23 protein-coding genes are annotated in these 21,700 nt (G+C 60.3%); 10 read left to right on the top strand and 13 right to left on the bottom strand.

The features are described 5' to 3' along the window. Positions 1-66: 66 nt before the first annotated feature. Both ABIB48_RS15875 and moeB read right to left on the bottom strand, forming a co-directional pair. Positions 67-231 (bottom strand): hypothetical protein, encoded by a 165-nt coding sequence (locus tag ABIB48_RS15875; RefSeq protein WP_354213591.1) that lies wholly within the window; start codon positions 229-231, stop codon positions 67-69. A gap of 101 nt (positions 232-332) precedes the next feature. Continuing rightward, complete coding sequence (moeB, locus tag ABIB48_RS15870) at positions 333-1,526, bottom strand: molybdopterin-synthase adenylyltransferase MoeB (protein ID WP_110107020.1); 1,194 nt, start codon at positions 1,524-1,526, stop codon at positions 333-335. Between the two features lie 407 nt (positions 1,527-1,933). Between moeB and ABIB48_RS15865 the strand changes: the two genes are divergently transcribed. The 6 genes from ABIB48_RS15865 (at position 1,934) to ABIB48_RS15840 (ending at position 6,052) form a co-directional block, all read left to right on the top strand. After that, positions 1,934-2,917 carry a methionine ABC transporter ATP-binding protein gene (locus ABIB48_RS15865; protein WP_110107019.1) on the top strand — a complete coding sequence of 328 codons (984 nt, stop codon included), beginning with the start codon at positions 1,934-1,936 and terminating at the stop codon, positions 2,915-2,917. Further along, complete coding sequence (locus tag ABIB48_RS15860; protein WP_110107018.1) at positions 2,911-3,612, top strand: methionine ABC transporter permease; 702 nt, start codon at positions 2,911-2,913, stop codon at positions 3,610-3,612. The genes ABIB48_RS15865 and ABIB48_RS15860 overlap by 7 nt, the downstream gene beginning before the upstream one ends. A 102-nt stretch (positions 3,613-3,714) precedes the next feature. Further along, positions 3,715-4,515, top strand: a complete 801-nt coding sequence (locus tag ABIB48_RS15855) for a MetQ/NlpA family ABC transporter substrate-binding protein (protein WP_354213590.1) — start codon at positions 3,715-3,717, stop codon at positions 4,513-4,515. A 257-nt stretch (positions 4,516-4,772) separates the two neighbouring features. Next, on the top strand, positions 4,773-5,411 hold the full coding sequence (locus ABIB48_RS15850) for a TetR/AcrR family transcriptional regulator (protein WP_110107093.1): 639 nt from the start codon (positions 4,773-4,775) through the stop codon (positions 5,409-5,411). 63 nt (positions 5,412-5,474) lie between these two features. Then, positions 5,475-5,699 (top strand): DUF3107 domain-containing protein, encoded by a 225-nt coding sequence (locus ABIB48_RS15845; protein WP_354213589.1) that lies wholly within the window; start codon positions 5,475-5,477, stop codon positions 5,697-5,699. Positions 5,700-5,746: 47 nt separating this feature from the next. After that, positions 5,747-6,052, top strand: a complete 306-nt coding sequence (locus ABIB48_RS15840) for a hypothetical protein (protein ID WP_354213588.1) — start codon at positions 5,747-5,749, stop codon at positions 6,050-6,052. Between the two features lie 82 nt (positions 6,053-6,134). Here the strand turns inward: ABIB48_RS15840 and ABIB48_RS15835 are convergent, their stop codons facing one another. From ABIB48_RS15835 to thiO, 4 genes are read right to left on the bottom strand one after another with little or no spacing between them, the layout of a single operon-like run. Further along, entirely contained in the window at positions 6,135-6,482 is a 348-nt protein-coding gene (locus ABIB48_RS15835) for a 4a-hydroxytetrahydrobiopterin dehydratase (RefSeq protein ID WP_354213587.1), read from the bottom strand. 20 nt (positions 6,483-6,502) lie between these two features. After that, complete coding sequence (locus tag ABIB48_RS15830) at positions 6,503-7,303, bottom strand: thiazole synthase (RefSeq protein WP_354213586.1); 801 nt, start codon at positions 7,301-7,303, stop codon at positions 6,503-6,505. Positions 7,304-7,352: 49 nt separating this feature from the next. Next, positions 7,353-7,592: a sulfur carrier protein ThiS gene (gene thiS / locus ABIB48_RS15825; RefSeq protein ID WP_315912922.1), complete on the bottom strand. Its 240-nt coding sequence runs from the start codon at positions 7,590-7,592 to the stop codon at positions 7,353-7,355. Positions 7,593-7,600: 8 nt separating this feature from the next. Next, complete coding sequence (gene thiO, locus ABIB48_RS15820) at positions 7,601-8,914, bottom strand: glycine oxidase ThiO (protein WP_354213585.1); 1,314 nt, start codon at positions 8,912-8,914, stop codon at positions 7,601-7,603. Between the two features lie 134 nt (positions 8,915-9,048). Here thiO and thiE point away from each other — a divergent pair, with 134 nt between their 5' ends. Then, the gene (gene thiE / locus ABIB48_RS15815; protein WP_354213584.1) at positions 9,049-9,726 is read left to right on the top strand and encodes a thiamine phosphate synthase; all 678 of its coding nucleotides are present in this window, start codon (positions 9,049-9,051) and stop codon (positions 9,724-9,726) included. A 171-nt stretch (positions 9,727-9,897) separates the two neighbouring features. Here thiE and ABIB48_RS15810 read toward each other — a convergent pair whose 3' ends face one another. After that, positions 9,898-10,404, bottom strand: coding sequence for a MarR family winged helix-turn-helix transcriptional regulator (locus ABIB48_RS15810; RefSeq protein ID WP_354213583.1), 507 nt, complete (start codon positions 10,402-10,404; stop codon positions 9,898-9,900). A gap of 73 nt (positions 10,405-10,477) precedes the next feature. Between ABIB48_RS15810 and ABIB48_RS15805 the strand changes: the two genes are divergently transcribed. Then, positions 10,478-11,965: an FUSC family protein gene (locus ABIB48_RS15805; protein ID WP_354213582.1), complete on the top strand. Its 1,488-nt coding sequence runs from the start codon at positions 10,478-10,480 to the stop codon at positions 11,963-11,965. Positions 11,966-12,013: 48 nt separating this feature from the next. Here the strand turns inward: ABIB48_RS15805 and ABIB48_RS15800 are convergent, their stop codons facing one another. Both ABIB48_RS15800 and ABIB48_RS15795 read right to left on the bottom strand, forming a co-directional pair. After that, on the bottom strand, positions 12,014-12,997 hold the full coding sequence (locus tag ABIB48_RS15800; protein WP_110107009.1) for an LLM class flavin-dependent oxidoreductase: 984 nt from the start codon (positions 12,995-12,997) through the stop codon (positions 12,014-12,016). A gap of 76 nt (positions 12,998-13,073) precedes the next feature. Beyond that, positions 13,074-13,487, bottom strand: coding sequence for a ribosomal maturation YjgA family protein (locus ABIB48_RS15795; RefSeq protein WP_170120996.1), 414 nt, complete (start codon positions 13,485-13,487; stop codon positions 13,074-13,076). A gap of 247 nt (positions 13,488-13,734) precedes the next feature. Here ABIB48_RS15795 and ABIB48_RS15790 point away from each other — a divergent pair, with 247 nt between their 5' ends. Beyond that, entirely contained in the window at positions 13,735-15,912 is a 2,178-nt protein-coding gene (locus tag ABIB48_RS15790; RefSeq protein ID WP_315912917.1) for an MMPL family transporter, read from the top strand. Continuing rightward, entirely contained in the window at positions 15,909-17,540 is a 1,632-nt protein-coding gene (locus ABIB48_RS15785) for an MFS transporter (RefSeq protein ID WP_110107006.1), read from the top strand. Before ABIB48_RS15790 ends, ABIB48_RS15785 begins: the two co-directional genes overlap by 4 nt. 21 nt (positions 17,541-17,561) lie before the next feature. Here ABIB48_RS15785 and ABIB48_RS15780 read toward each other — a convergent pair whose 3' ends face one another. From ABIB48_RS15780 to ABIB48_RS15765, 4 genes are all read right to left on the bottom strand, one after another. Next, a complete protein-coding gene (locus ABIB48_RS15780) occupies positions 17,562-18,839 on the bottom strand; it encodes a Y-family DNA polymerase (protein WP_354213581.1) in 1,278 nt (425 codons plus the stop codon). 186 nt (positions 18,840-19,025) lie between these two features. Then, positions 19,026-20,429, bottom strand: coding sequence for a hypothetical protein (locus ABIB48_RS15775; RefSeq protein ID WP_354213580.1), 1,404 nt, complete (start codon positions 20,427-20,429; stop codon positions 19,026-19,028). Continuing rightward, positions 20,426-20,845: a PadR family transcriptional regulator gene (locus ABIB48_RS15770; protein ID WP_354213579.1), complete on the bottom strand. Its 420-nt coding sequence runs from the start codon at positions 20,843-20,845 to the stop codon at positions 20,426-20,428. The genes ABIB48_RS15775 and ABIB48_RS15770 overlap by 4 nt, the downstream gene beginning before the upstream one ends. Positions 20,846-20,968: 123 nt before the next feature. Next, on the bottom strand, positions 20,969-21,622 hold the full coding sequence (locus ABIB48_RS15765; protein ID WP_354213578.1) for a CatB-related O-acetyltransferase: 654 nt from the start codon (positions 21,620-21,622) through the stop codon (positions 20,969-20,971). Positions 21,623-21,700 lie beyond the last annotated feature (78 nt).

Below are 21,700 nucleotides of genomic sequence, written 5' to 3'. Positions count from 1 at the left end.
ATAACGGGCAAAATTAACAGGCTTTTATCAAGAAAAACCCCGAAAAATCGACGAACCCCGAACCCGTCACCAGAGCGTGTCCAGAGTCCTGAGTCCTGAATACCCGCCGGTGACAATGGCCGCGCACCCCGAGAGGTCCATGCCTTCCACCACCATGGCTGCCGTGGTGTGATGATTAAAGCCTGACCCAATGGGAGCTTGCGGCGTTGGCTGATGCTGAAGATGATTCATATGGTGCCCCTTGACCTGCGTGCGGAAGTGTTCTTTTGGGAAGAACTCTTTGAGGGGCAATTTACTCCTGTACGCCCGGTTTGTCTCCGGCCACCAAGGCATTAGTGCCCGGAACGGGTCCAGGCATCAATCCCCCCATCAAGATGTACGACGTCGGCAAACCCGGCCGCGCGCAGGCTCGCCAACGCTTGGGCCGAGCGGGCGCCGGCCTTGCAATGCACAATCAGGGGAATCTCCTGCGGCAATTTATCCAGCGCGGAGCCGTCGCGAATACCCGCCAGCGGAATCAATACTGAGCCGGGGATGCGGGAGATCTCAAACTCAACTGGCTCACGCACGTCCACCAGCACAAAGTCGTCTTTGCCTTGCTCTCGGTTGGCCAAACGTTCGGCAAGATGATCAGCGAAGATGAGATCGGCGTCGTTCTTCACCTCTGGAAGCAGGCCGCAGAAAATCTCATAGTCAATGAGTTCCGTGATGGGGACCGCTGCGGGGTCCTTGGCAATGCGGATTTCACGCCAGCGGGAGGTGAGCGCATCGAAAATCAGGAGCCGGCCCAAAAGGCTCTGGCCAATGCCGGTGATCAGTTTGACCGCTTCGGTGACCATCATGGCCCCAATCGAGGCGCACAGCATGCCAAAAACGCCGCCCTCCGCGCAGGATGGCACAGTGCCGGGGGCTGGCGGCTCGGGGTAAAGGTCACGGTAGTTGGGGCCGAACTTGTCCCAGAAGACGCTGACCTGGCCATCGAAGCGCAGGATGGAACCCCACACATACGGTTTGCCTAGGATGGCGGCGGCATCGTTGACCAGGTACCGGGTGGCGAAGTTGTCCGCGCCGTCCAAGATGATGTCATAGTCGGCGAAGAGTTCCAGGGCGTTGGAAGAATCCAGCCGGACAGGGTGCAGGCGAACATTGATTCCGGGGTTCAACTCCACGATGGAATCGCGGGCAGACTCCAGCTTGGAGCGGCCAATGTCCCCCACCCCGTGGATCACCTGACGCTGCAGATTGCTCAATTCCACGGTGTCATCATCAATGATGCCCAACGTGCCTACCCCTGCCGCCGCCAGGTACAGCAGGGCTGGCGATCCCAGCCCGCCGGCTCCAATGACCAGCACACGTGCGTTGCGGAGGCGGCGCTGTCCCGTCAACCCAATTTCGGGAATCAATGCGTGGCGGGAATACCGTTCCAGCTCCTGCGCAGCCAAGGGCGGGCCGGGCTCCACAAGAGGCGGCAAGAGTGGTGCAGAAGTTGAGGTGCTCGCGAGTAAGGGCTGGATCAAGGAAACCATAGCTAACAATCTAAGGTGTGCCTGCCCCAGCCGCCACCCCGAGGGTTGGCGTGGGCGAGGGTTGGCGTGAGCGGGGGTTGGTGTGGGCGGGGGTTGGTGTGGGCGGTATGCGAAGGAACCGCTTGGTGAATAAGCATTGGCTATAAACCCACACATGTGTGTGAGCAAGATCTCATTGCAGGGCGGTAGCCATCTGGCCGATGAAAATCCGGACATTGACGGTGAGGATGGAGCCGGCTGCGTCATTGCCGTTCGTTTGAATGAACTAAGTGCCGCCATTTCTATCCTGAGGCCTCGATAGTTCTGATTTTACTCCAGTGACTGGCCTTTGGGAGAATTTTCTGCGGTGTGCCGTCTGTGCGCGCCTGTGGGATATGCCGAAAACTACCAGCGGGAACAGGAGCACCATGATTTCAGTTGACCGGGTCAGCAAGAGCTACGGCTCAGGGGATACTGCCGTCCATGCACTCGAGAATGTCTCGTTGAACATCGCCAAGGGCGAGATTTTCGGCGTCGTTGGTCAAAGCGGTGCCGGCAAGAGCACCCTCATCAGGACCATCAATTCTCTAGAACGCCCCGATAGCGGCACGGTCACTGTTGACGGGGCGGATATCAGCCGCCTTAAGGGTGCCGCGCTGCGCTCGGCCCGCCACAACATCGGCATGATATTCCAACATTTCAACTTGTTGAGCAGCAGGACTGTCCAATCCAATGTGGAACTCTCCTTGGAGATCACCGGCATGGACCGGGGCGCACGCCGCAAGCGTGTAGCGGAAATCCTGGAACTCGTGGGGCTAGAGGGCAAAGCCGCAGCCTACCCTGCCCAACTTTCCGGCGGCCAGAAACAACGGGTAGGAATAGCACGTGCGCTTGCCTCCAAACCATCAGTGCTCCTCAGCGATGAAGCAACGTCAGCATTGGATCCTGAGACCACACGGCAGATCTTGGATCTGATTCGTGAACTTAGCCGGGAACTGGGATTGACCGTCATGCTGATCACTCATGAGATGGATGTAGTGAAGAGAATCTGTGATTCCGCTGCTGTCATGAGCCAGGGCAGGATCTTGGAGCAAGGCACTGTTGAGGGGTTGCTCACCACCAAAAAGTCCCTGCTGGGGCAGGCCCTTTTCCAACTTGGTGAGATTCCCAAGAACGGAAACACCATCATTGAGATCACCTTCAACGGTGTTACTGCAGACCGCCCCGTCATTGCACAGCTGGCCAGAACACATGGCATTGACGTGGGTATCTTAGGTGCCGCCATTGAAACCATCCACGGGCGCCAAACGGGCAGAACCCGGCTGGAACTTCCCGGCCAACGGGAAATCGTCACCGCAGCCATCGAAGATCTGCGCAATCAAGGACTTTTTGTGGAGGTAATCGGATGCTAGACCGCAATGACCCGTCCTTTTGGAGTGACCTCTTCGAGACGGTTCTACAGGGCACTGGTGAAACGTTGTACACGGTGGGCATCAGCCTGCTTTTCACCGTGATTTTTGGCCTGGGTGCCGGAGTTGTCCTGGTGACCACCGAAGCTGGCGGTCTCCTTGCCAAACCCTTCGGCAGCCGCGCCTGGGGAATCATCATCAACAAGGTGCTGGACCTGCTGGTTAACATAGGCCGCTCCATCCCCTTCATCATCTTGATGATCCTGCTGATTCCGTTCACCCGGTTGATTGTGGGCTCCTTCATTGGCCCCACGGCAGCCATTGTTCCACTGACCATTGCCGGCATCCCGTTCTTCGCCCGGTTGGTGGAAATCGGCATCCGTGAGGTGCCTATTGGGCTGGTCGAGGCCGCCGAATCACTGGGTGCCACCCGCTGGACCATTCTTTCCAAAGTCATGGTGGCCGAGGCCGTGCCCGCCATTGCATTGGGGCTGTCCACCACCATTGTGGGGCTCATCGGCTATTCGGCCATGGTGGGCGCCGTGGGCGGTGGCGGTCTGGGCGATGTGGCCTTCCGGTACGGCTACCAGCGCTATAGCCCTGAATACATGTTTGCCGTGGTCATCCTCTTGATCTTGCTGGTGCAGCTATTTCAATCCCTGGGCAACTTTGCCGCGCGGCGTCTTTCACACCGCTAAGAAACGCGCCCGTCCGTTCCTCAGCTTTAATCCCCGAACCGTCAAAAAGTGCATGTCGCGGGAGAGTCCGTCCATGCAAACACCTCTAAGAAAAGAATTGACATGATCCGTTCCACAATGCTCAAGGCCGCCGCGGTTGGCGTAGCCGCTATCCTCTCCCTCACCGCTTGCGGCGCGGGCTCCGAGTCAGCCGCTGACACCATCAAGGTCGGGGCTCTTGCTGTTCCTGCCGGCGACATGCTCAAGTACGTGTCCAAAGAACTGGCCCCGAAGGATGGGCTGAGCGTGGACTACAAGGAATTCAGCGACTACAACACCCCCAATGCTGCCCTCAGTGACGGTGACATTGACGCCAACTTGTTCCAGAACACCACCTTCATGGAGACCTACAACAAGGCCTCCGGCAAGGACCTGGTCAGTGTCGGAAAGGTGTACCTGCCCCCGATGGCCCTCTACTCCAATGACATTGCCACACTGAGCGAACTGCCCGACGGCGCATCCATCGCCGTCCCCAATGACCCCACCAATGAAGGCCGTGCCTTGCTGCTGTTGGCGTCCAAGGGCTTGATTAAGGTCAAAGAGAACCCCATCACGCTCAAGGACATCACCGCGAACCCCAAGAACTTCAAGTTCACCGAGATTGAGAACGCCAGCCTCCCGCAGGCCCTCAATGACAAGGACGCGGCGATCGTCACGTTGGCCTTCGCACTGCCTGCAGGCCTGAGCGCAGACAAGCAGCTCTTGGTGGAGGGAGAGGACAGCGCCTTCTACAATGTGCTGGCGGTAAAGGCGGAGATGAAGGATGATCCCCGCGTGCAGAAGCTCTTCACGATGCTTACCTCACAGGATATGAGGGACTTCCTCAAAACCGAGTTCAAGGGTCTTGTCATCCCCGCATCCTAAGTTTCTGTGCACCTGATTCAGGCGCACCCAGGGGCCGCCCTCACCGGCGGCCCCTTTTCTTTTCGTGGGGGCCCTATGAAGATGTGGCTCAGATCCAGGCAGTATTCCTGGTCCCACGCCATGCCTGCTCGGCCCCTACCCATAATTAGCCCGAGTAATCCGGCCAAGTCTGCGCCCTATGGCTGATTACCGGCCGGTAGAATGACACGAACCGCCCCATGCACCAGCCACGGGCATCGGAGGGAAAGGCAGCCATCATGACTTTGAATCCAGCCGCGAAGAATAGCCCCGCGCCGAAGACGCAGTCGAGCCGCATGCCGCGTGATGAGCGCCGAGCACAACTGCTGACCTCTGCGCTGGAGGTGTTTGTCAACCATGGCTATCACGGTGCCGCCATGGATGAAATTGCCGAAACCGCCAAGGTCAGCAAGCCTGTCCTGTACCAACATTTCCCCAGCAAGCGGGAATTGTATTTGGCACTGTTGGAGAGCCATTTGGATGCTCTGACAAAAATGCTGGTGGCTGCCTTGAATTCCACCTCCGATAACAAATTGCGGGTTCAGGCCACCATGAAGGCCTACTTTGAATTCATGGCCAACGACGATCAGGCACACCGGTTGGTCTTTGAATCCGATCTTGTAAACGATCCCGAGGTAGCTGCCCGGCTGGAGGCGTTCAATGCCAACTACGCCGACGCGATTGGTGCTGTCATTGCCGAGGATACTAAGTTGCCCCCTGTTGAGGCAGCTCTGCTGGGCCGGGCGTTGGCGGGTATGGCCCAGGTCAGCGCACGGTACTGGCTCGAAGAAAGCGGCGACCTTGATCTAGATGTGGCCAGTGATCTGGTTTACCGTTTAGCTTGGCGCGGAATTAGCCGATTCCCCAAGGAATCCTGACAAGCTGCCCCTAGAGTGGTTGTAATATCCATCTAAAAGTACGTGTGCACCAAGGAGACAGCTGTGGAAATCAAGATCGGCATCCAGAACATCAACCGTGAAATCATCCTTGAATCCGATCAGAGTGCGGACGACGTCGCCAACCAGGTCTCCGAAGCTCTGGCCAAGGGCTCCGAGCTGCGTCTTAAAGACGAAAAGGGCCGGATGATCATTGTTCCGGGCACCGCGCTGGGATACGTTGAACTGGGTGGCGAGAAGGCTCGCGGTGTAGGCTTCGGCGCACTCTAGAACCCTTTTTTGTCACTGATCCACAGCTCGTAGAGACGGAAACATTCATGGTTGCCCTGGTCATTATTGCCCTCACCGCCGCCGCTTTCGGCGCTATTGCCTGGGCTGTGGACAAGCACCGCGCCATGTTCGGGGCAGTGCTCCCCGCCGGTGCCGCCGTGGCTGCCTCTCTCTTGGTCTGGATCCTCACCATGGCTGTGGGGCTAAATAATGACAGCGCCACCGTTTGGATGCCTTGGATTCTTTCCATGCTGGTGGGCGGAGCGGCCGCCTGGGCCACCGCCGGTTTTGTAGGCCGTGCCCGCCACCAGCATCAAGTGGAGCGCAACACCGCAATTTTGCAAATGCACTAACTGCGCAGCGGCTGTACCACGCTAAAGCTGAACTGTCCGGGAAATGATCCCAATCCCGCCTTTGGAGCCCGATATTTCGGTTTCAAAAGGCGGGATCGGGATCATTTTTTGTTTCCGTTGCAGCTTCTGCACCGGCTGCCTCGGCCGCTGCGGAAATGGCTCTGGCCAAGGTAATGTCCCGCGCCGTAATCTGTCCACCGGCGTCGTGGGAGCTGGTGGCAATAAATAAGGTGTCATAGCGCCAGTCCACATCCGGGTGATGGTTGGCTTTCTGCGCTTGCTCTCCGATGGCGGCAAAGAGTTCCAAGGCCGCGGCTGAGGTGGGACACTTCAGTACCGTGTGCAGCTCACCGGCGTATCGCCACTGAGGCAGGGTTGCCAGTTCAGCATCGATCTGGGTCCGGGTCAACACATCATCTGCGGGCGCCATGGCAGGCTCCTTTTCTAGTTCTACAGGTCAGGGCGGCCATCCATGGCCGAGGAAGCCAAGGCGTGGGCCCTCTTGGGAATGCGGCCACCCTGTGCTGCCAGTCTTCCACCGATCACGGCGTGTTTGAAGGCTTCGGCCATGACAAGCGGATTTTGGGCACGGGTGACTGCCGTGGCCAATAGGACGGCGTCACAGCCCAGCTCCATGGCAAGGGCGGCATCGGAGGCGGTGCCAATTCCGGCGTCGAGCACCACGGGAACGGACGCGCGGGAAACAATCAATTCAATATTGTGCGGGTTCAAGATGCCCAGGCCGGTGCCGATGGGGGCACCCAGCGGCATGACGGCGGTGGCTCCAAGCTGCTCCAGGCGCAGCGCCAGAACCGGGTCATCGTTGGTGTAGGCGAACACCTTGAAGCCACGGTTGACAAGCTGCTCGGTGGCGTCGGCAAGTTCAAGGGCGTCGGGCAGCAAGGTGTGCTCGTCAGCGATGACCTCCAATTTCACCCAGTCGGTATCCAGCGCCTCACGCCCCAGTTCCGCTGTCATCACAGCTTCACGGGCCGTAAAGCAGCCGGCCGTGTTCGGCAGAATGCGAATGTTGTTCTCGAGCAGCAACTGGAACAAATTGGTGCCACCTCCCGCTGCCTCATCCACCGAGTAGCGGCGCATGGCCACGGTGGTCAGCTCGGTGCCGGAGGCGATGAGTGCGGCACCGAGTCCGGACAGGCTCGGAGCACCTCCGGTGCCCATAATGAGCCGGGAGTTCAGCGCAATCCCGTCAATTACCAGGGAATCGTTACGGGTCAGTGTTTCGGTCATGGCATTCACTTTTCGGTCTCGGACGGTCAATGATGTGTTGGCGGGGATCTTAGCCACCCTGTACTGCGGTGACAATTTCAAGTTCGTCCTCGTGTTCCACGGCAGTGGCGGACCATTGGCTGCGAGGCACAATGCCTGAGTTGCGGGCAACGGCAACACCAAGCCGGCCGCCGTCGGCAGCCTGTCCCGAGGCGAGCAGCGCCCTGCCGGTGGTGGCCGTGACAAGGTCCGCAACTGTGGTCCCGGCGGGGTGGGTTTCCGTGGTGCCATTGAGTTGAATGGTGAACATGGTTGCTCCTATGCGGTTGGGCCCGCGGGGCCGGCAAGCGGTATCGAGGTTGGGCCGGCGGGGCCAGCGGTGCCAGCGGTGAGTGATGGAGAAAAACGGTCGGGGCGGAAATGCGTCCAGGCCAGGTCCGTGATGTCACCGAGCAGCTGGCGGACAATGAGGGCGGCGATGGGCGTGAGCAGGACGCCGTGGCGGAAGAAACCGGTGGCGATGATGAGCCCGGGAATGTCGCGCCCCTTACGGCTGGCGACCCGGCCCAGCAGCGGTGCGTTATCCGGGGTTCCGGGACGGGCACGGGCGGTGCATTCGAGCAGTTCAAGCTCGGCCACGGCGGGCAGCAACACCTGGGCATCGCGCAGTAGCTGGTGTACTCCCCCGGCACTGACACCGGCGTTGGCGTCTTCGCGGCTTGTTGCCCCAATCACTACGGTGCCGTCTTCGCGCGGCACAATGTAGACAGGCACCCCGCGCACCAGCCCGCGGATGGTGGCCGTGGTCAGCGGGCGAAGATGCTCCGGCACGCGCAGCCGCAAAACGTCACCGTAGACGGGACGAACCGGCAGCTTCAGCCCCTCGGGCAGGCCGGCCAGTTGCGGGGCGCCAAGGGCATTGGCCACCACCACTTCACGCGCATGGATTTCGCGCCCGTCGGCCAGCAGCACACCGGTCACGCCCGAGTGGCTATCCGCCGGATCCTTGTGGAGAAGCCCGACGGCGGTCTCCGCCACGAACGCTGGTGCCGGCACGTTTGTTTCGGTGCCTTCTGAGACGGCACCCCGGGCCCCTGAAGCGTTTTCCAGTGCCATGCGCAGCGCGGTGGCCATGGCACGCGGGTCAACTTGGTGGTCCTGTTTCATCAGGTAGGCGCAGGAGATGTGTGGGCCGACGAGTGGTTCCAGGGCCCGGGCCTCGCGGATGGAAAGCTGTTCCGAGTCCAGCCCGTACTGTTTTTGAACCTCGTGCAAATCAGCCAGCGCTTGCCGATCCGCCGGGTCCCCGCCCAGAACCAAGGTGGGCGAAACGTTGAAGCCGGTCCCCCGCGCAGCTTCCGCCTCAGCGGCACTCAAGCTAACAGGCAGCGAAGCCACGAACTCGGGCCAGCGTGCGGCCGAGGCGAGTGTCAGCGCCAGTAGTTCTTCTTCTTGGTAATGGAGTTCGCTGACCGGGGCCAGCATACCGGCGGCGGCAAAGGTTGCACCAGTGGCGGGGGCAGGATCAATCACTGTGACGGTGTGGCCCGCGCGTTGGGCTTCCCAGGCGATGCCTAGGCCCACAATTCCGCCGCCAATGACGGCTACGTCGGTGCTTAAAATATCGGCCACAATGCCTTCCTTCCCTACGCCGGCATGACCCGGATCAGGTTCCACGCCCGCTGGGGGCGTATTTCGGTCGGCGCATTAGGCGCCCTCTCAGCCAGCTTCACTGGCTCCCGCGGTACTGCACTAGTCTATGAGACATGAGCCATATTTCTGCCATCCATGACGGCGCCCCCGCCCACACCGTTGCCTCGATCCAGAGCGCCCAACTGTATTTGTGCACGGATTCCCGCGCCAAACAGGGGGATTTTGCCGATTTTTTGCGGGCCGCCTTTGCTGGCGGTGTTGATATTATCCAGCTGCGCGATAAATCTATTGAGGCAGCAGAAGAGCTTGAATTGCTGGCCGTGTTGCGTTCTGTTGCACAGGAATGCGGCAAGTTGTGGGCTGTCAATGACCGTGCGGACATCGCTTCGCTCAGTGGCGCACCCTTGTTCCACATTGGTCAAAAGGATTTGCCGCTGACTGCCGCCCGCTCACTTCTGGGGCCGGTCTCGATGGGCCTTTCCAGCCACGACCCCGCCCAGGTTTCGGCCGCCGCGGAGCATCCCGACGCCGATTACTTCTGTGTGGGACCTCTCTGGGCCACCCCCACCAAGCCGGGCCGTGCCGCCGTCGGGCTTTCCCTGGTGGAGCACGCCGCATCGCTGAACACCACCAAGCCGTGGTTCGCCATTGGCGGGGTGGAGCTGTCCAATGTGGAGCAAGTGGTGGCGGCGGGCGCGTCCCGGATTGTTGTTGTCCGCGCCATCACCGAAGCACAAGATCCGACGGCGGCCGCCCAGGCCCTGCTATCCCGGCTGCCTGCGCTGGGCTAATTCGCGCCACAAGAATTGCGAGAATTGCCAGTCCCTTTGGCTTGGAATACGGGTCGGTGAGTGTGGCTGGTGTGCAGCTGTGCCCGGCAATCGACGCTACCGGCCCGGGTGGGCTACTGCCGCGGAGGACACAATCCGATGGTGGCGCAACGAGGTGTGGCGTTACGAGGCCTAGCTGGAAGACTCTGCGGCTAAGGCGACTTTACGCAGCAGCGTGGCCAGCTTTGCCTGTTCGCTCGCGCTCAGACCGGAGAGCATCTGGCGATCCCGCTCCAGAAAACGCGGAAATTCCCGATCCACCAACTCCTGCCCCTGAACCGTCAACCGCAGGAGCACCACCCGGCCGTCATGCTCCCAGGGGAGGCGCTCGATCAGTCCGCGTCTGGCCAGCCGGTCGGCATTTTTGGTGGTGGAGGCTCCACTGAGCATGGTCGAGGCAGTCACCTCACTGGCACGCAAGGGGGCACCGCTGCGGGCCAGGGTGCACAGGACATCGAACTCTGCCCGGGTCAGCCCTTCGGGAACCAAATGGCGCTCCGCGCGGTGGTTAGCCAAGGCACCAATCCTGGCAATCCGCCCCATCACCTCAATACTGGCCACATCCAGGTCCGGCCGCACTTGTGCCCAGCCCTTCCGCGCCCTGTCAACGAAGTCACCCGACTCTACATGTACACTCATGGATCCAGTCTAGAGACTACTCTCACATCATTCACATCTATTTTACTAGTAAAATAGATTGTAGAATGGAAAGATGATCATGACCTCCCGGCTTCGCCACTGTGGCACGGCCCTGGCCCACTCTGTGGCTCCCCGCACCTGGTACAAGTCCCTTGCCATCCACCCGGCCGACGCCATCTTTGCCCCGGCCATCAAGGTGGGCATTGCGGCGAGCCTGGTCTTGGTTGCCGGCGGGCTCATGGGCCAGCAACAACTGGCCGGGGTGGCCACTTTGGGCGCACTGACCAGCGCCTTCGGCCGCTACCAGCCCTACCGCCGGTTGGCTCCCATGCTGGGAATCGTGGCTGCAGCAATGCTGGTCACGGTCGGCATCGGCGCCCTGCTCGGCGTTCTTGGCGTCCCCATGGCGGCGCAAATCGCTGTGCTATCGCTCATTGCTGGCCTGGCCTCTCACATCTTTGCCGCCTTCCGGATCACCGGCCCGGGCGCCGTCATCATGGTCTTTGCCGCCGCTGCCGGCGCCGCCTACGCGAATAGCCTGGTCGGAGTTGCCCCCATCGTGGCTGCATTGGGGATCGGCGCCGCCGTGGGGTGGCTCGCCGCAATGGCCCCTGTTCTGGTGAACCCGCTAGGGCCGGCCCGCCTTGCCGTGGCCCGGTCCATCACGGCCGTGGTGCGCCTGGCCACGCAGTTCCCCGCAGACGCGTCCCACGGCGGCACCCACCTTGGTGCCGCCCGCGCCGCCGTGCGCGGGGCCCGGGAATCGGTGGCGCTGAGCGCGGGCAGTAGCTTCGGCAGCGGCTCCGGCTCCGTCCGGCCCGCAACCGTCCGGGCCCGGCAGCGCCGCCAAGACGCAGAAGCGTTGAACCTCATTCTGAACGAGGTTGAATCCGTCATTGCCACGGTGGGCCATGCCAGCAGCAAGTCGCTGGCCCTGGCATTACAAAGGCTCTGGGGGTACGAACACCAGTTGCGCACCCTACGTGGAAAGCCCTCGGCCGGGGCGAGGCCGGTCAGCTCCCCTGCCACTGGGCCGCAGGAGCCCCGTAATTTCTGGCGCACTGCCGGTGCGGGCCTGCGTTCCAGAGCCAGCACCAGCCAGGCCCTGCGCATGGCCGGCGCATCGGCACTATCCGGGTGGGCCGCCGTCGGGCTTGGCCTTGACCATCCGCTGTGGGCATCCATGGGTGCCGTGGCAGCGCTGCAGGGCCTGAACTACGGCCACACGGTGCAGCGCGGCATCCAGCGGTTGCTGGGAAATGTCATTGGGGCCGTGCTTGCGATAGCGCTGCTCTCGCTGTCGCTGAGTTTTTGGCCGTCGGTGGCGCTGGTTATTGTGTTCCAGGTGTTGGCTGAGCTGCTGGTGATGAAGAACTACACGCTGACCACCATTGCGGTGACCCCGATGGCGCTGATCATGACAGGGCTGGGCTCGCACCTGGGCCCGGCGGCCGCCTTCAGCCGGGTTGCCGATACCCTGGTGGGCGTGGTGATCGGAGTGCTGGTGGCCGCCGTGAGTATTCCACTGGCAGACCACCACCACCTGCCGAAGGTCCCCTGAGATGCTCCACTCCAGAGCCCACCGCTCCCGTTCAATACAGAAGTTTTCTCAGCTGCCCAGTTCCATGGCCTGTGCCAGCAGTTCAAAGCTGCGAATCCAGGCGGCACGGTCGGTGATCTGGGTGGCCACGATCAGCTCGTCGGCACCAGACTTCACGGCAAATTCGTCCAGGTAAGCGCGTGCCACATCAGTTGTTCCCACCGCGGAGTAGCGCATCATGTTCTCCACCTGCTGGCCCGCGGGCGATTCCAGCAACAGGTCTGATTCGGCGTCAGTGAAGGTGCGCCCGCCGCCAACCAAGGCACCCACGCGGCGGCGCCGGGCGGTCAGCTGCAGCGCGTCGGCCTCCTCTTGGGTGTCTGCGAGAATCGCATTCACGCCGATAATCACGTACGGCTCGGCCAGCGCGGCCGATGGCTTGAATTCGCGGCGGTAGATCCGCACAGCGTCTTCCAAGGCCTGCGGCGCAAAGTGCGATGCAAAGGAGTACGGCAACCCCAAGGCAGCGGCCAGCCGCGCACCAAAGAGTGAGGAACCCAGAATGTACAGCGGCACGTGCGTGTCCTTGCCTGGGTAGGCGTTAACGCCGGAGATCCGCGTTTGACCCTCAAAGTAGGCCTGCAGTTCCTGCACGTCCTGCGGGAAGGTGTCTGCCGCGGACGGGTCGCGGCGAAGTGCGCGCATGGTGTTCTGGTCGCTGCCGGGAGCCCGCCCCAGGCCAAGATCAATCCGTCCCGGGTGCAAGGTTTCCAGCGTGCCGAACTGTTCTGCGATCTGCAGCGGCGAGTGATTGGGCAGCATGATGCCGCCGGCGCCGAGGCGAATGGTTTTGGTATGGGCAGCCACATGGGCGATCAACACGCTTGTGGCCGAGGAAGCAATGGAAGGCATGTTGTGGTGTTCGGCAAACCAAATCCGCTTGTACCCCCAGCCTTCGGCCTTTTGTGCCAACGCCACGGATGCACGGAAGCTTTCGCGGATGCCTTCCTCGCCGATGTGGGCGAGGTCAAGGATGGATACGGGCAGTGTCATGGGTGATGCCTTTCAACGAGGGTCTCCCTAGCGCCAACCTCAACTCTCCCCGGGATATTTCCCAGCGTGGCCGCTCTCACGCATCCACCACAGCTCTGGCACGGACTGCTCGGCGGGACGCCAAGACGTCAGCAGCGCAGACCGCCATGGCGCCCAGTGCATAAGCCACCAGATCCAGCGCTGAGAAGGTGGTTCCAAAGAGCAGCCGCGAGGGTGGAAAGCTCTGCGCTAGCTGCTGCGGGATCCCGGTGAGCTGGGACAGTTCAATCATGGCGCTGAAGGCGAAAGCCGCCACTGCAAGCCAGTACTGCCGGGCCGCCGGGAAGATGAAGCCCACTAAAAGATAGATCAGAACGGTGTACAGAGCATCGGCCACCAAGGATGCCAGATCGCCTGCGATCAAAAAATGCACAGCCAGCCCCACCACCACGGTGGCAGCGGCTGCGGCGGCAAGGCCGGCGCGCCTCCCCACTAACCTGCGCTTATCCACTGACCGCAACGGCCTGGGTGGAACTGGCGCTAAGGAGGATGAATTTTTATGCGGGGACCGGGGTGGCTGAGGCAAGGGCATTCCCCGAGCCTACGGGACGGCACTTCGAGTGTTACTCATAGGCGGAAGTAACATATTTTTTTCACCTAGATATGGCTAACCAGACTACTTATTAGATAAACTAGCAATCGAGTGGTTCTCCGAACTATCTCCTCAACACCGCCTCCGGAGAGGGTTTGACTCCGCTATGATCACTGAAAATCGCCGCGATTGGCACCCCGCACGTTGGCTGAGGATCCTTCTCCCCGCAGTGTTGCTCATCATTTGGCTCGGCGCTGCGAGCTTTGGCGGGCCAACCTTTGGAAAACTGTCCTCGGTCTCCAGTAACGATCAGGCAGCGTTCCTGCCTGCGAGCGCCGAGTCCACTGAGGTCAATACTTGGCAACAGAAATTTACGGATTCTCAGGCCATTCCCGCTCTTATTGTCTTCGCCTCTGATTCAGCACTCAGCCCTGCCCAACTAGCCGATCTCTCTACGTTGGCACCGAAGTTTGCCGCGGTAAACGGCGTTCAGCTACCCGTATCCCCGGCCACTAGTTCTGTCACAGGACCCATCCCGTCCAAAGACGGCAAAGCTGTTCAATTCATTGTTCCTATCAGCGATACAAATGACGTCAATACCGTTGTTAGTGACCTTCGCGCTGTAGCGGCAACGGCAGCATCGCCCTCCTTGGCCGCTTACGTGACCGGCCCGGCTGGTCTCACCGCAGACCTGGTCAATGCCTTCGGCGGCATTGACGGCATTCTGCTCCTGGTAGCAGCAGGAGCTGTTTTCTTGATCCTGCTGCTGGTATACCGCTCAATTGTGTTGCCGTTCTTGGTCCTGTTGACCTCGATTTTTGCCTTGTCTGCCGCGATCCTCTTTGTCTATGCATTCGCTAGTTGGGGGTGGATCAAGCTCAGCGGGCAAAGCCAAGGCATTCTCTCCATCCTGGTCATTGGTGCTGCCACGGACTATTCATTGCTTCTCGTGGCAAGGTTCAGGGAGTCTTTGCACCACGTCGAATCGAAATGGGCCGCGATTAATCGGGCGTGGCGCGCAGCATGGGAACCGATTGCTGCTTCCGGAGCAACAGTGATCATCGCCCTGCTTTGTTTGCTGTTCTCAGACCTGAACTCCAACAAGAGTTTGGGCCCTATCGCTGCAATCGGGATCGTGTTCGCGCTACTTTCTTCTCTGACTCTTCTGCCGGTCCTTCTCGTACTGTTTGGACGTGCCGCCTTCTGGCCGTTCCGTCCCAAGGTTGATTCACTGCACGGACAGGCCCACAGCACCGTTGCCCTCACTGTTCACGGCCTTGAGGGTATTACCGGACTGTGGAAGAGGGTGGGGACACTGATTTCGCATCGGCCCAGGGCCACTTGGGCCATCGCGCTTCTGGTTCTGCTCGCCTGCGGTGCGGGCATAGTGCAACTGCAGGCCAATGGTGTCCCGCAAAGCGAAGTTATTCTGACTGCGTCTCAAGCCGTAGACGGTCAGAAAGTATCCGCCCAACACTTCCCCAGTGGCTCCGGCAGCCCTGTGGTGGTGGTGGCCGATCAGGGCAAGGCTGAGGCAGTGCTGGCTGCCGCTACGGCTACGCAAGGAATCAGCTCGGCATCAATTTATGTTGGAAATGTTCGCCCCGGCACTGACGCCGCGCCTGTGGTGCGAGAGGGCAAAGTGATCATCAATGCAGTGCTCAGCTCGGAGCCAGATTCACAGGCGGCAGAACAAGTGGTGCGCTCCCTTCGTCAAGACCTTCCGGCCGTAGATCAAGGAGTCCTGGTTGGTGGAGTGACTGCCATAGCCTTGGACACAAACACCACAGCGCAAAGTGACTTGGTCAAAATTATCCCGATCGTCCTGCTGGTCATCCTCCTCATCCTGATGTTGTTGCTGCGCTCCATCGTGGCTCCCGTGTTGCTGGTGGCCAGCGTTGTCATCTCCTACGTGGCGGCATTGGGCGTCTCGGCGGTGGTCTTCAATCACGTGTTCCATTTCTCCGGAGCTGACGCGGCCGTGCCCTTGTTCGGTTTTGTATTCTTGGTGGCGCTGGGAGTGGACTACAACATCTTCCTCATGACGCGGGTCCGGGAGGAGTCGCTACGGATTGGTACCAGGCCGGGAATTCTACGGGGCTTGGGCATGACGGGCAGCGTCATCACCTCGGCCGGGGTGGTGTTGGCTGCAACCTTTGCTGCCTTGGCGGTGATTCCGATCCTGTTCCTGGCACAGATTGCCTTCATCGTCGCGTTCGGTGTGCTCCTAGATACGGTGATTGTGCGTTCACTGCTGGTGCCGGCTCTCTCCTATGACATTGGCCGCGCTATTTGGTGGCCGTCCAAACTCTCCCATCAGCCTCTGAACGGGGAAATTCGATGACAAGCATTCGCCGCCGCTGGGCGGGCCTAGTTTTCATTAGCATTGCGGTTGCGTTGATCATTGTTGATTCCACCATCGTGAACGTGGCCATCCCGTCCATAGTTCGTGATCTTGGCATCTCATCAACCCAGGTCCAGTGGGTTCAAGAGAGCTACACTCTGGTCTTTGCTGCCTTGTTGTTGGTCTTTGGGACTCTTGCGGACCGTTATGGTCGCCGCCGGACGCTCCTGGTGGGAGTGGTAATCTTCGCCGCCGCTTCAGTCTTCGCGGCACTGGCACCGTCGGGGGATCTGCTCATTGTTGCCCGGATCATCCAAGGCGTTGGCGGTGCCATGGTTCTGCCCACCACCTTGTCACTGATCAATGCCACCTTCCAAGGACGGGAACGTGGCATCGCCTTCGCGGTGTGGGGCTCAACCATTGGCGGCATGGTGGCAGTGGGCCCATTGTTGGGAGGCTGGCTGACCACGTACTATTCGTGGCGGTGGGCCTTTGGAATCAACGTGCCCTTGGCCGTGATTATCATTGCGGGCGTTCTGCTCTGCGTAGCTGAGTCAAAGGACTCTGCTGATCCTCGGCGCATCGATGTAATCGGCGCGGTGCTCTCCGTCTTAGCCAGCGCATCCTTGGTCTTTGGCTTGATCGAAGGAAGAAGCTACGGCTGGTGGCTCCTTCATCCCGGCAAAGCACCCACCTTTGGCACATGGATATGGCCGTTCGCGCTCTCCCCCATCCCTGTGGCGTTCGCCATCACTGTGGCATCAGGTGTGGGTTTTGTTCTCTGGGGCCTCCACCGCCAACGTGCCGGTAAAACAACTCTGCTGGCCTTTGCGCTGTTCCGCATCCCGTCCTTCCGTAACGGAAACATCGCCGCCATGATTGTCTCCCTCGGGGAATTCGGGATCATCCTCTCGCTGCCGTTGTGGCTGCAGAACGTCATCGGCTACAACGCACTACAGACCGGGCTGGTCCTCTTGGCTCTTGCTATTGGCTCCTTTGCCGCTAGCGGCCTTTCCAGCGTGGTGCTCGATAAGATCACCGCCGTCGCTATTGTGCGGGTTGGCATTGTGGCTGAAATTCTTGGCGTGGCCGGGTTGGGGCTCGTCATCTCCGCTAATTCGACATGGCTGAGCATTATCCCGTTCCTCTTTGTCTACGGGTTCGGTGTGGGTCTGGCCACGGCACAGCTGACAGGAGTGGTACTCAAGGACGTTCCCGTGAATAAAAGCGGCCAAGGTTCCGGAACTGCCAGCACCGCCCGCCAGATTGGTTCAGCTCTGGGGATAGCCATTCTCGGGACCATTCTTTTCACTTCCGTAGGCACGTCTTTGAATGCCCGGCTCGCCGATGAGACTCCCCTGCTTCCGGAGTCAGCCCGCACCCAAATCGTGGACACGGTGGTAGTCAGTGCTGGTGGGGCCATCCCTGGCCTGGCGGCCAAGGATCCTCAGGTGGCCGATGCCGCGCGCGCGGCGTTCAGCGACGGTACCCGGTACTCGGCCTTCGCAGCTTCGGGATTTTTAGTCCTCGGGCTGCTAGCTACCTTCCGCTTGTCCGGCGAGGTGCGCCCAGACGAAGTGGAGGAAGCACAAAAAGGGGAGGCAGGAAAGCTCCCGCAAGAAACCTGACCGCGGAGAATGTGGGGACGGCTATGCCCGCACCACGGGCAGTTCCTTCCACTCCGTGGTGTAGCGGGGTGAGGAATGTTCACGCTTCATGGACCATTGAGGGGCCTGGGCGAACCCTCCGATCCCCAGGCCAATGGCGGCGCTGCCGAACTTGTTCCGTACGTTTCCTAGGACCCCACTAACGTCTGCTTGGCTGGCCTCGGTGCTGAAAATATCCAGCACCTCCGTGCCGGACGCCGGTTCCAGCCCACTAAACAAGACCCCTGCACGCAGGTAGGACGCGCCTGCAACGGCATGGTGGCGGATGGCGGCAACGGCTGCACGGACAAAAGTGATGGGGTCACTGGTTGGCCTGTCGAATCGAACGGTCACGGCGGGAAAACTCCCCTCACCCGCCGCAAAGCGGCTAGTGCCGGCGGTAACCGTCATGGCTGAGGCCCGCATCCCCTCCTCGTTGAGCCGGGCCGCGCCACGCTGAGCGTAAACCGCCATGACCTCCTCCATGCCTTCCACCGTGGTGACCGGCTGGGAGAAGCTGCGCGAGAACATGATTTGCTGTTTATCTACGCGTTCCTCAACATGGGGAATACATTGAGTGCCATTGAGTTCGAGCACTGTTCGCTGCAGCACAACGGAGAATTTCTTGCGAATCAGGGCAGGGTTCGCAGCCTTGAGATCGGCGATGGATTCAATGCCCATGAGCTTAAGCCTCGAGGAAGTCCTCTCCCCCACACCCCACAGGCCCGACGCCGGCACGCGCGCCTGGATGCCCGCAACGTGATCCCCCGGCATCGACTCCAGCGCGCACACCCCGTCCAGGCCGGCGTTTTGCTTTGCAATCCGGTTCGCAAACTTCGCCAACGTCTTCGTCGAGGCCACACCAACGCACACCGGAACCCCAACATGGCGCATAACGGCGGCACGAATATCGCGCCCTGCGGCCTGTAGTTGGGCGGGGTCCCCCATCAGCCCAATAAAGGACTCATCGATGGAGTACACCTCCTGCCACGTACCAAAGCGCCCCACCACTTCCATGACCCTGGCGCTCAAATCTCCATACAACTCATAGTTACTCGAGCGGGCCACCAGTCCCCAAGCCTTGGCCTGCCCCTGAATCTGAAACCACGGCGCGCCAGTGGCGATGCCCAGCACTTTGGCTTCAGCCGAGCGTGCCACAACACAGCCATCATTGTTGGAAAGCACCACGACGGGGCGCCCTTCCAGCCTTGGGTCAAAGACCCGCTCACAGGAGACGTAGAAGTTGTTCACGTCCACCAAGGCGATGCGCGCGTTACTCATGACTTCACTGGTGCTTCACCGAAGCAACGAACCCACATAAAACAAGGGTCTGAAGTCCGCAGTGGCTACGCTCCAAGAACTGTAAGCCGCCACTTGATTCGAACTTGAGTTCGGGAAGCGTTGGGGAAATTGCCATGGATTGAGCATAGAGTCACTAGCCCACGGCAGCAAGTCACGGCCGCAAGCCTAGTGTTGGCTCACCAGATGCGGGCCCACCCGTGGCTTCCGGTGGGCGAGGCGCCGCAGTGAGTAAAAGAGCAGTACCGCAGCACCCCACGGCGCCACGAAGGCGGCCGCGGTGACCAGATAAATTCCCAACAAAGAGCAGGCCAGACCAAGGCCGCCTAGGGCGGCAACCCTCAGAGTCAGACTTCCGGAAATCCAGCGCCCCAGCGGCACGGCAAGCGCAAAGCCCACCATCACCGCCGCAGCAAGAATCAACGGCCACTGCAGCGAGTGCTCGGCACCAAGGAGTTGAGCCACCGCTACAACTAGGAGTGCCACGCAGGCCAAACCAGCGGAGAACCACATCACGGCACCAAATCGCGGCAGGAGCATTACTGCACTCAAAACCACTACCGGCAGCGTAGCAAGGGCTCCTGCGGCCAGCCCAAGGTTCATGGCGCGGTTGGCATCCCCCACTCCCGCGCCCCAGTTGCTGCCGGTGAGCGCAAAAGCAGCACAGGTCATTCCTAGTACCAAAGAGAAGAGAGCCACTGCGCTGATTTTAATGAAGCCAGTTTTATTGCAGCCAGATTTGGTGCCTGCAGAATAGCTCGGCACCTTCACTGGGTACGGAGGCTGGCTCAGGCCTGCGCCCGGCAACTTCCCCGGCTGCACACCCTGCTGTGAGCGCTGAGCTTTTATGATTGCCAGCAAAAGCAGTGCAGCAGCCGGCAAGGATCCAAAGATCTGCCCAGATGTCATCACCAGCCCAGCCAGAATCAGGGACAGGAATGCTGCCATGAGGCTGGCCACTACCCATCGAAGCGTCCTCGGGAGCTTATTTTTTAGCACTGAAAGTAGAGGAACAAGGAGGGTCAAAGCGCCGGTACACCAGGTGAGCAGGATCAACAAAAGGCCTGCCGAAGCGAACCATGTTCTCGCTGTACCGGCATCGGCTTCGTCGAAACCGAGGGCCACACTCATGGCTGCCAAGGCCGTGAAAGTAAAGGTTGGCACGGTGCCCATGGCCGCGCATAGGGCAGCGGGGGCAGAGAGTGTTCCTCTCCTATGCAGAATCACGATGGCGGCAACGGCCAAGGTGAGCGGTCCCACCAAAACTGCTAAGAGAGTTCGCACAACACCCACTTCTGGAACTAAGAGGGTGTTGCTCAAGAGAATTACTGCGGCCCCAAAAAAGGCCACCAGCGAAAGAGCCGCGAAGACTACTGCCCAGCGATAGCTTGCCCGCTCACCCATTCCATGGGAGCGGATGGACCATGCCTCAGCCAGCGATGGCCGCATGATCCCCTGATCGCTGGCATATTCATCCAATGTGTCCAGCATGAAACGGCCATGTTCTGCGCGCCAGCGTTGCGGATACCAGCGGAGCAGGCGTGCATACTTTTTGCGTCTCGGACTGCTCATCCTGTGAACCCCCAACCCAAAGTGGCCGGTGCTGCACGGCCAGGGACAGCACGGCCAGCAGTACTTGTTCCCGGCAGAACGCTGCCTGGCAAAGTACCGCCCGCAGTAGTAGCGGTGCCTGCCAACCGCTTTTCCGCAGCCCCCAAGCGAACAGAGAGCCGTTCCTTTTCCAACGTCAGTATTTGTATGCCGGCGTCCGTCAGATCGTAATAGCGGCGAGCCCTGCCATCAACTATTTCTTCGCCAGCGCGGAGCACAAGCCCGTCCCGTTCCAGACGCTCCAACGAGGCGTAGAGGGTTGTCACCGGCAGCGATACTGCACCATCCGTCAAACTCTCTACGTCACGCAGCACGGCGTAGCCATGTGCACGCCCGCCCGCAAGGGAGGTGAGTATCCAAAACGTATTCTCATTCATGGACATCAATATACCCGTTATGGGAATATTCCGGTAGGGGAAGTAATAACGTGGAGCCGCAGGGTATCGAGGTGAGGCAGAGCCTTCCAGTGGCCCCCATCAAAAGGCTGTGGACTGGCCTGATCAGCTGTCGATCGATGCCGCTATAGCGCTGAGTGCGGCTACTGATCCGTCCGCAATGGCACGGAGGTTCTCAGTAATTTTCGGTAGTGGCCAGTTCCACCAGGCAAGCTCAACGAGGGTTCGGATGTCCTGTTCTTGGTACCTGCGCCTGATAATCGTGGCCGGGTTTCCTCCTACAATTGCGTAGTCAGGCACGTCCTTAGTAACCACAGCTTCTGTGGAAATCACGGCACCATGGCCGATCCGCACCCCTGGCATGATCGTTGCGTTCGCGCCGATCCAGACATCGTTGCCAACTATTGTGTCCCCACGGGAGGGTAGATCTGTGATCAGATCACGGTGTTCGCCCCACGCCCCGCCCATGATGGGGAACGGATAGGTGGATACTCCGTTCATGCGGTGGTTCGCACCATTCATGACGAACATGGTGCCGGAGGCAATGGCGCAGAACTTCCCGAGCACCAGCTTCTCTGGACCGTAGTGATGGGTGACGTTCCTGGTCTCAAATTCAGCGGAATGCGGAGGATCGTCATAGTAGCTGTACTCCCCAACCTCAATCAGTGGGTTCTGAATCAGCGGTTTGAGGAAAACCACTCGGTCCTGCCCCGCGATTGGATGGATCTGCATGGGGTCAGGAGCGCCAACGGTAGACATCCCGTTAGCTTAGCCCGTTGGGCTGATATACCCATCTGGGAGCCAAGAAGAATCTGATGACAGGACCGGCCCGCAAGG

Origin of the sequence: Arthrobacter sp. UYCu511 (assembly GCF_040547105.1) — a bacterium.
Classification (GTDB): domain Bacteria; phylum Actinomycetota; class Actinomycetes; order Actinomycetales; family Micrococcaceae; genus Specibacter; species Specibacter psychrochitiniphilus.
The sequence above is the reverse complement of the archived record's forward strand: the minus strand, read 5'-3'. Positions and strand labels throughout refer to the sequence as shown.

Coding starts and splice junctions, on each gene's coding strand:
- ABIB48_RS15875 (WP_354213591.1), bottom strand. CDS start 231: ATGAATCATCTTCAGCATCAGCCAACGCCGCAAGCTCCCATTGGGTCA.
- moeB (WP_110107020.1), bottom strand. CDS start 1,526: ATGGTTTCCTTGATCCAGCCCTTACTCGCGAGCACCTCAACTTCTGCA.
- ABIB48_RS15865 (WP_110107019.1), top strand. CDS start 1,934: ATGATTTCAGTTGACCGGGTCAGCAAGAGCTACGGCTCAGGGGATACT.
- ABIB48_RS15860 (WP_110107018.1), top strand. CDS start 2,911: ATGCTAGACCGCAATGACCCGTCCTTTTGGAGTGACCTCTTCGAGACG.
- ABIB48_RS15855 (WP_354213590.1), top strand. CDS start 3,715: ATGATCCGTTCCACAATGCTCAAGGCCGCCGCGGTTGGCGTAGCCGCT.
- ABIB48_RS15850 (WP_110107093.1), top strand. CDS start 4,773: ATGACTTTGAATCCAGCCGCGAAGAATAGCCCCGCGCCGAAGACGCAG.
- ABIB48_RS15840 (WP_354213588.1), top strand. CDS start 5,747: ATGGTTGCCCTGGTCATTATTGCCCTCACCGCCGCCGCTTTCGGCGCT.
- ABIB48_RS15835 (WP_354213587.1), bottom strand. CDS start 6,482: ATGGCGCCCGCAGATGATGTGTTGACCCGGACCCAGATCGATGCTGAA.
- ABIB48_RS15830 (WP_354213586.1), bottom strand. CDS start 7,303: ATGACCGAAACACTGACCCGTAACGATTCCCTGGTAATTGACGGGATT.
- thiS (WP_315912922.1), bottom strand. CDS start 7,592: ATGTTCACCATTCAACTCAATGGCACCACGGAAACCCACCCCGCCGGG.
- thiE (WP_354213584.1), top strand. CDS start 9,049: ATGAGCCATATTTCTGCCATCCATGACGGCGCCCCCGCCCACACCGTT.
- ABIB48_RS15810 (WP_354213583.1), bottom strand. CDS start 10,404: ATGAGTGTACATGTAGAGTCGGGTGACTTCGTTGACAGGGCGCGGAAG.
- ABIB48_RS15805 (WP_354213582.1), top strand. CDS start 10,478: ATGATCATGACCTCCCGGCTTCGCCACTGTGGCACGGCCCTGGCCCAC.
- ABIB48_RS15800 (WP_110107009.1), bottom strand. CDS start 12,997: ATGACACTGCCCGTATCCATCCTTGACCTCGCCCACATCGGCGAGGAA.
- ABIB48_RS15790 (WP_315912917.1), top strand. CDS start 13,735: ATGATCACTGAAAATCGCCGCGATTGGCACCCCGCACGTTGGCTGAGG.
- ABIB48_RS15785 (WP_110107006.1), top strand. CDS start 15,909: ATGACAAGCATTCGCCGCCGCTGGGCGGGCCTAGTTTTCATTAGCATT.
- ABIB48_RS15780 (WP_354213581.1), bottom strand. CDS start 18,839: ATGAGTAACGCGCGCATCGCCTTGGTGGACGTGAACAACTTCTACGTC.
- ABIB48_RS15775 (WP_354213580.1), bottom strand. CDS start 20,429: ATGAGCAGTCCGAGACGCAAAAAGTATGCACGCCTGCTCCGCTGGTAT.
- ABIB48_RS15770 (WP_354213579.1), bottom strand. CDS start 20,845: ATGAATGAGAATACGTTTTGGATACTCACCTCCCTTGCGGGCGGGCGT.
- ABIB48_RS15765 (WP_354213578.1), bottom strand. CDS start 21,622: ATGTCTACCGTTGGCGCTCCTGACCCCATGCAGATCCATCCAATCGCG.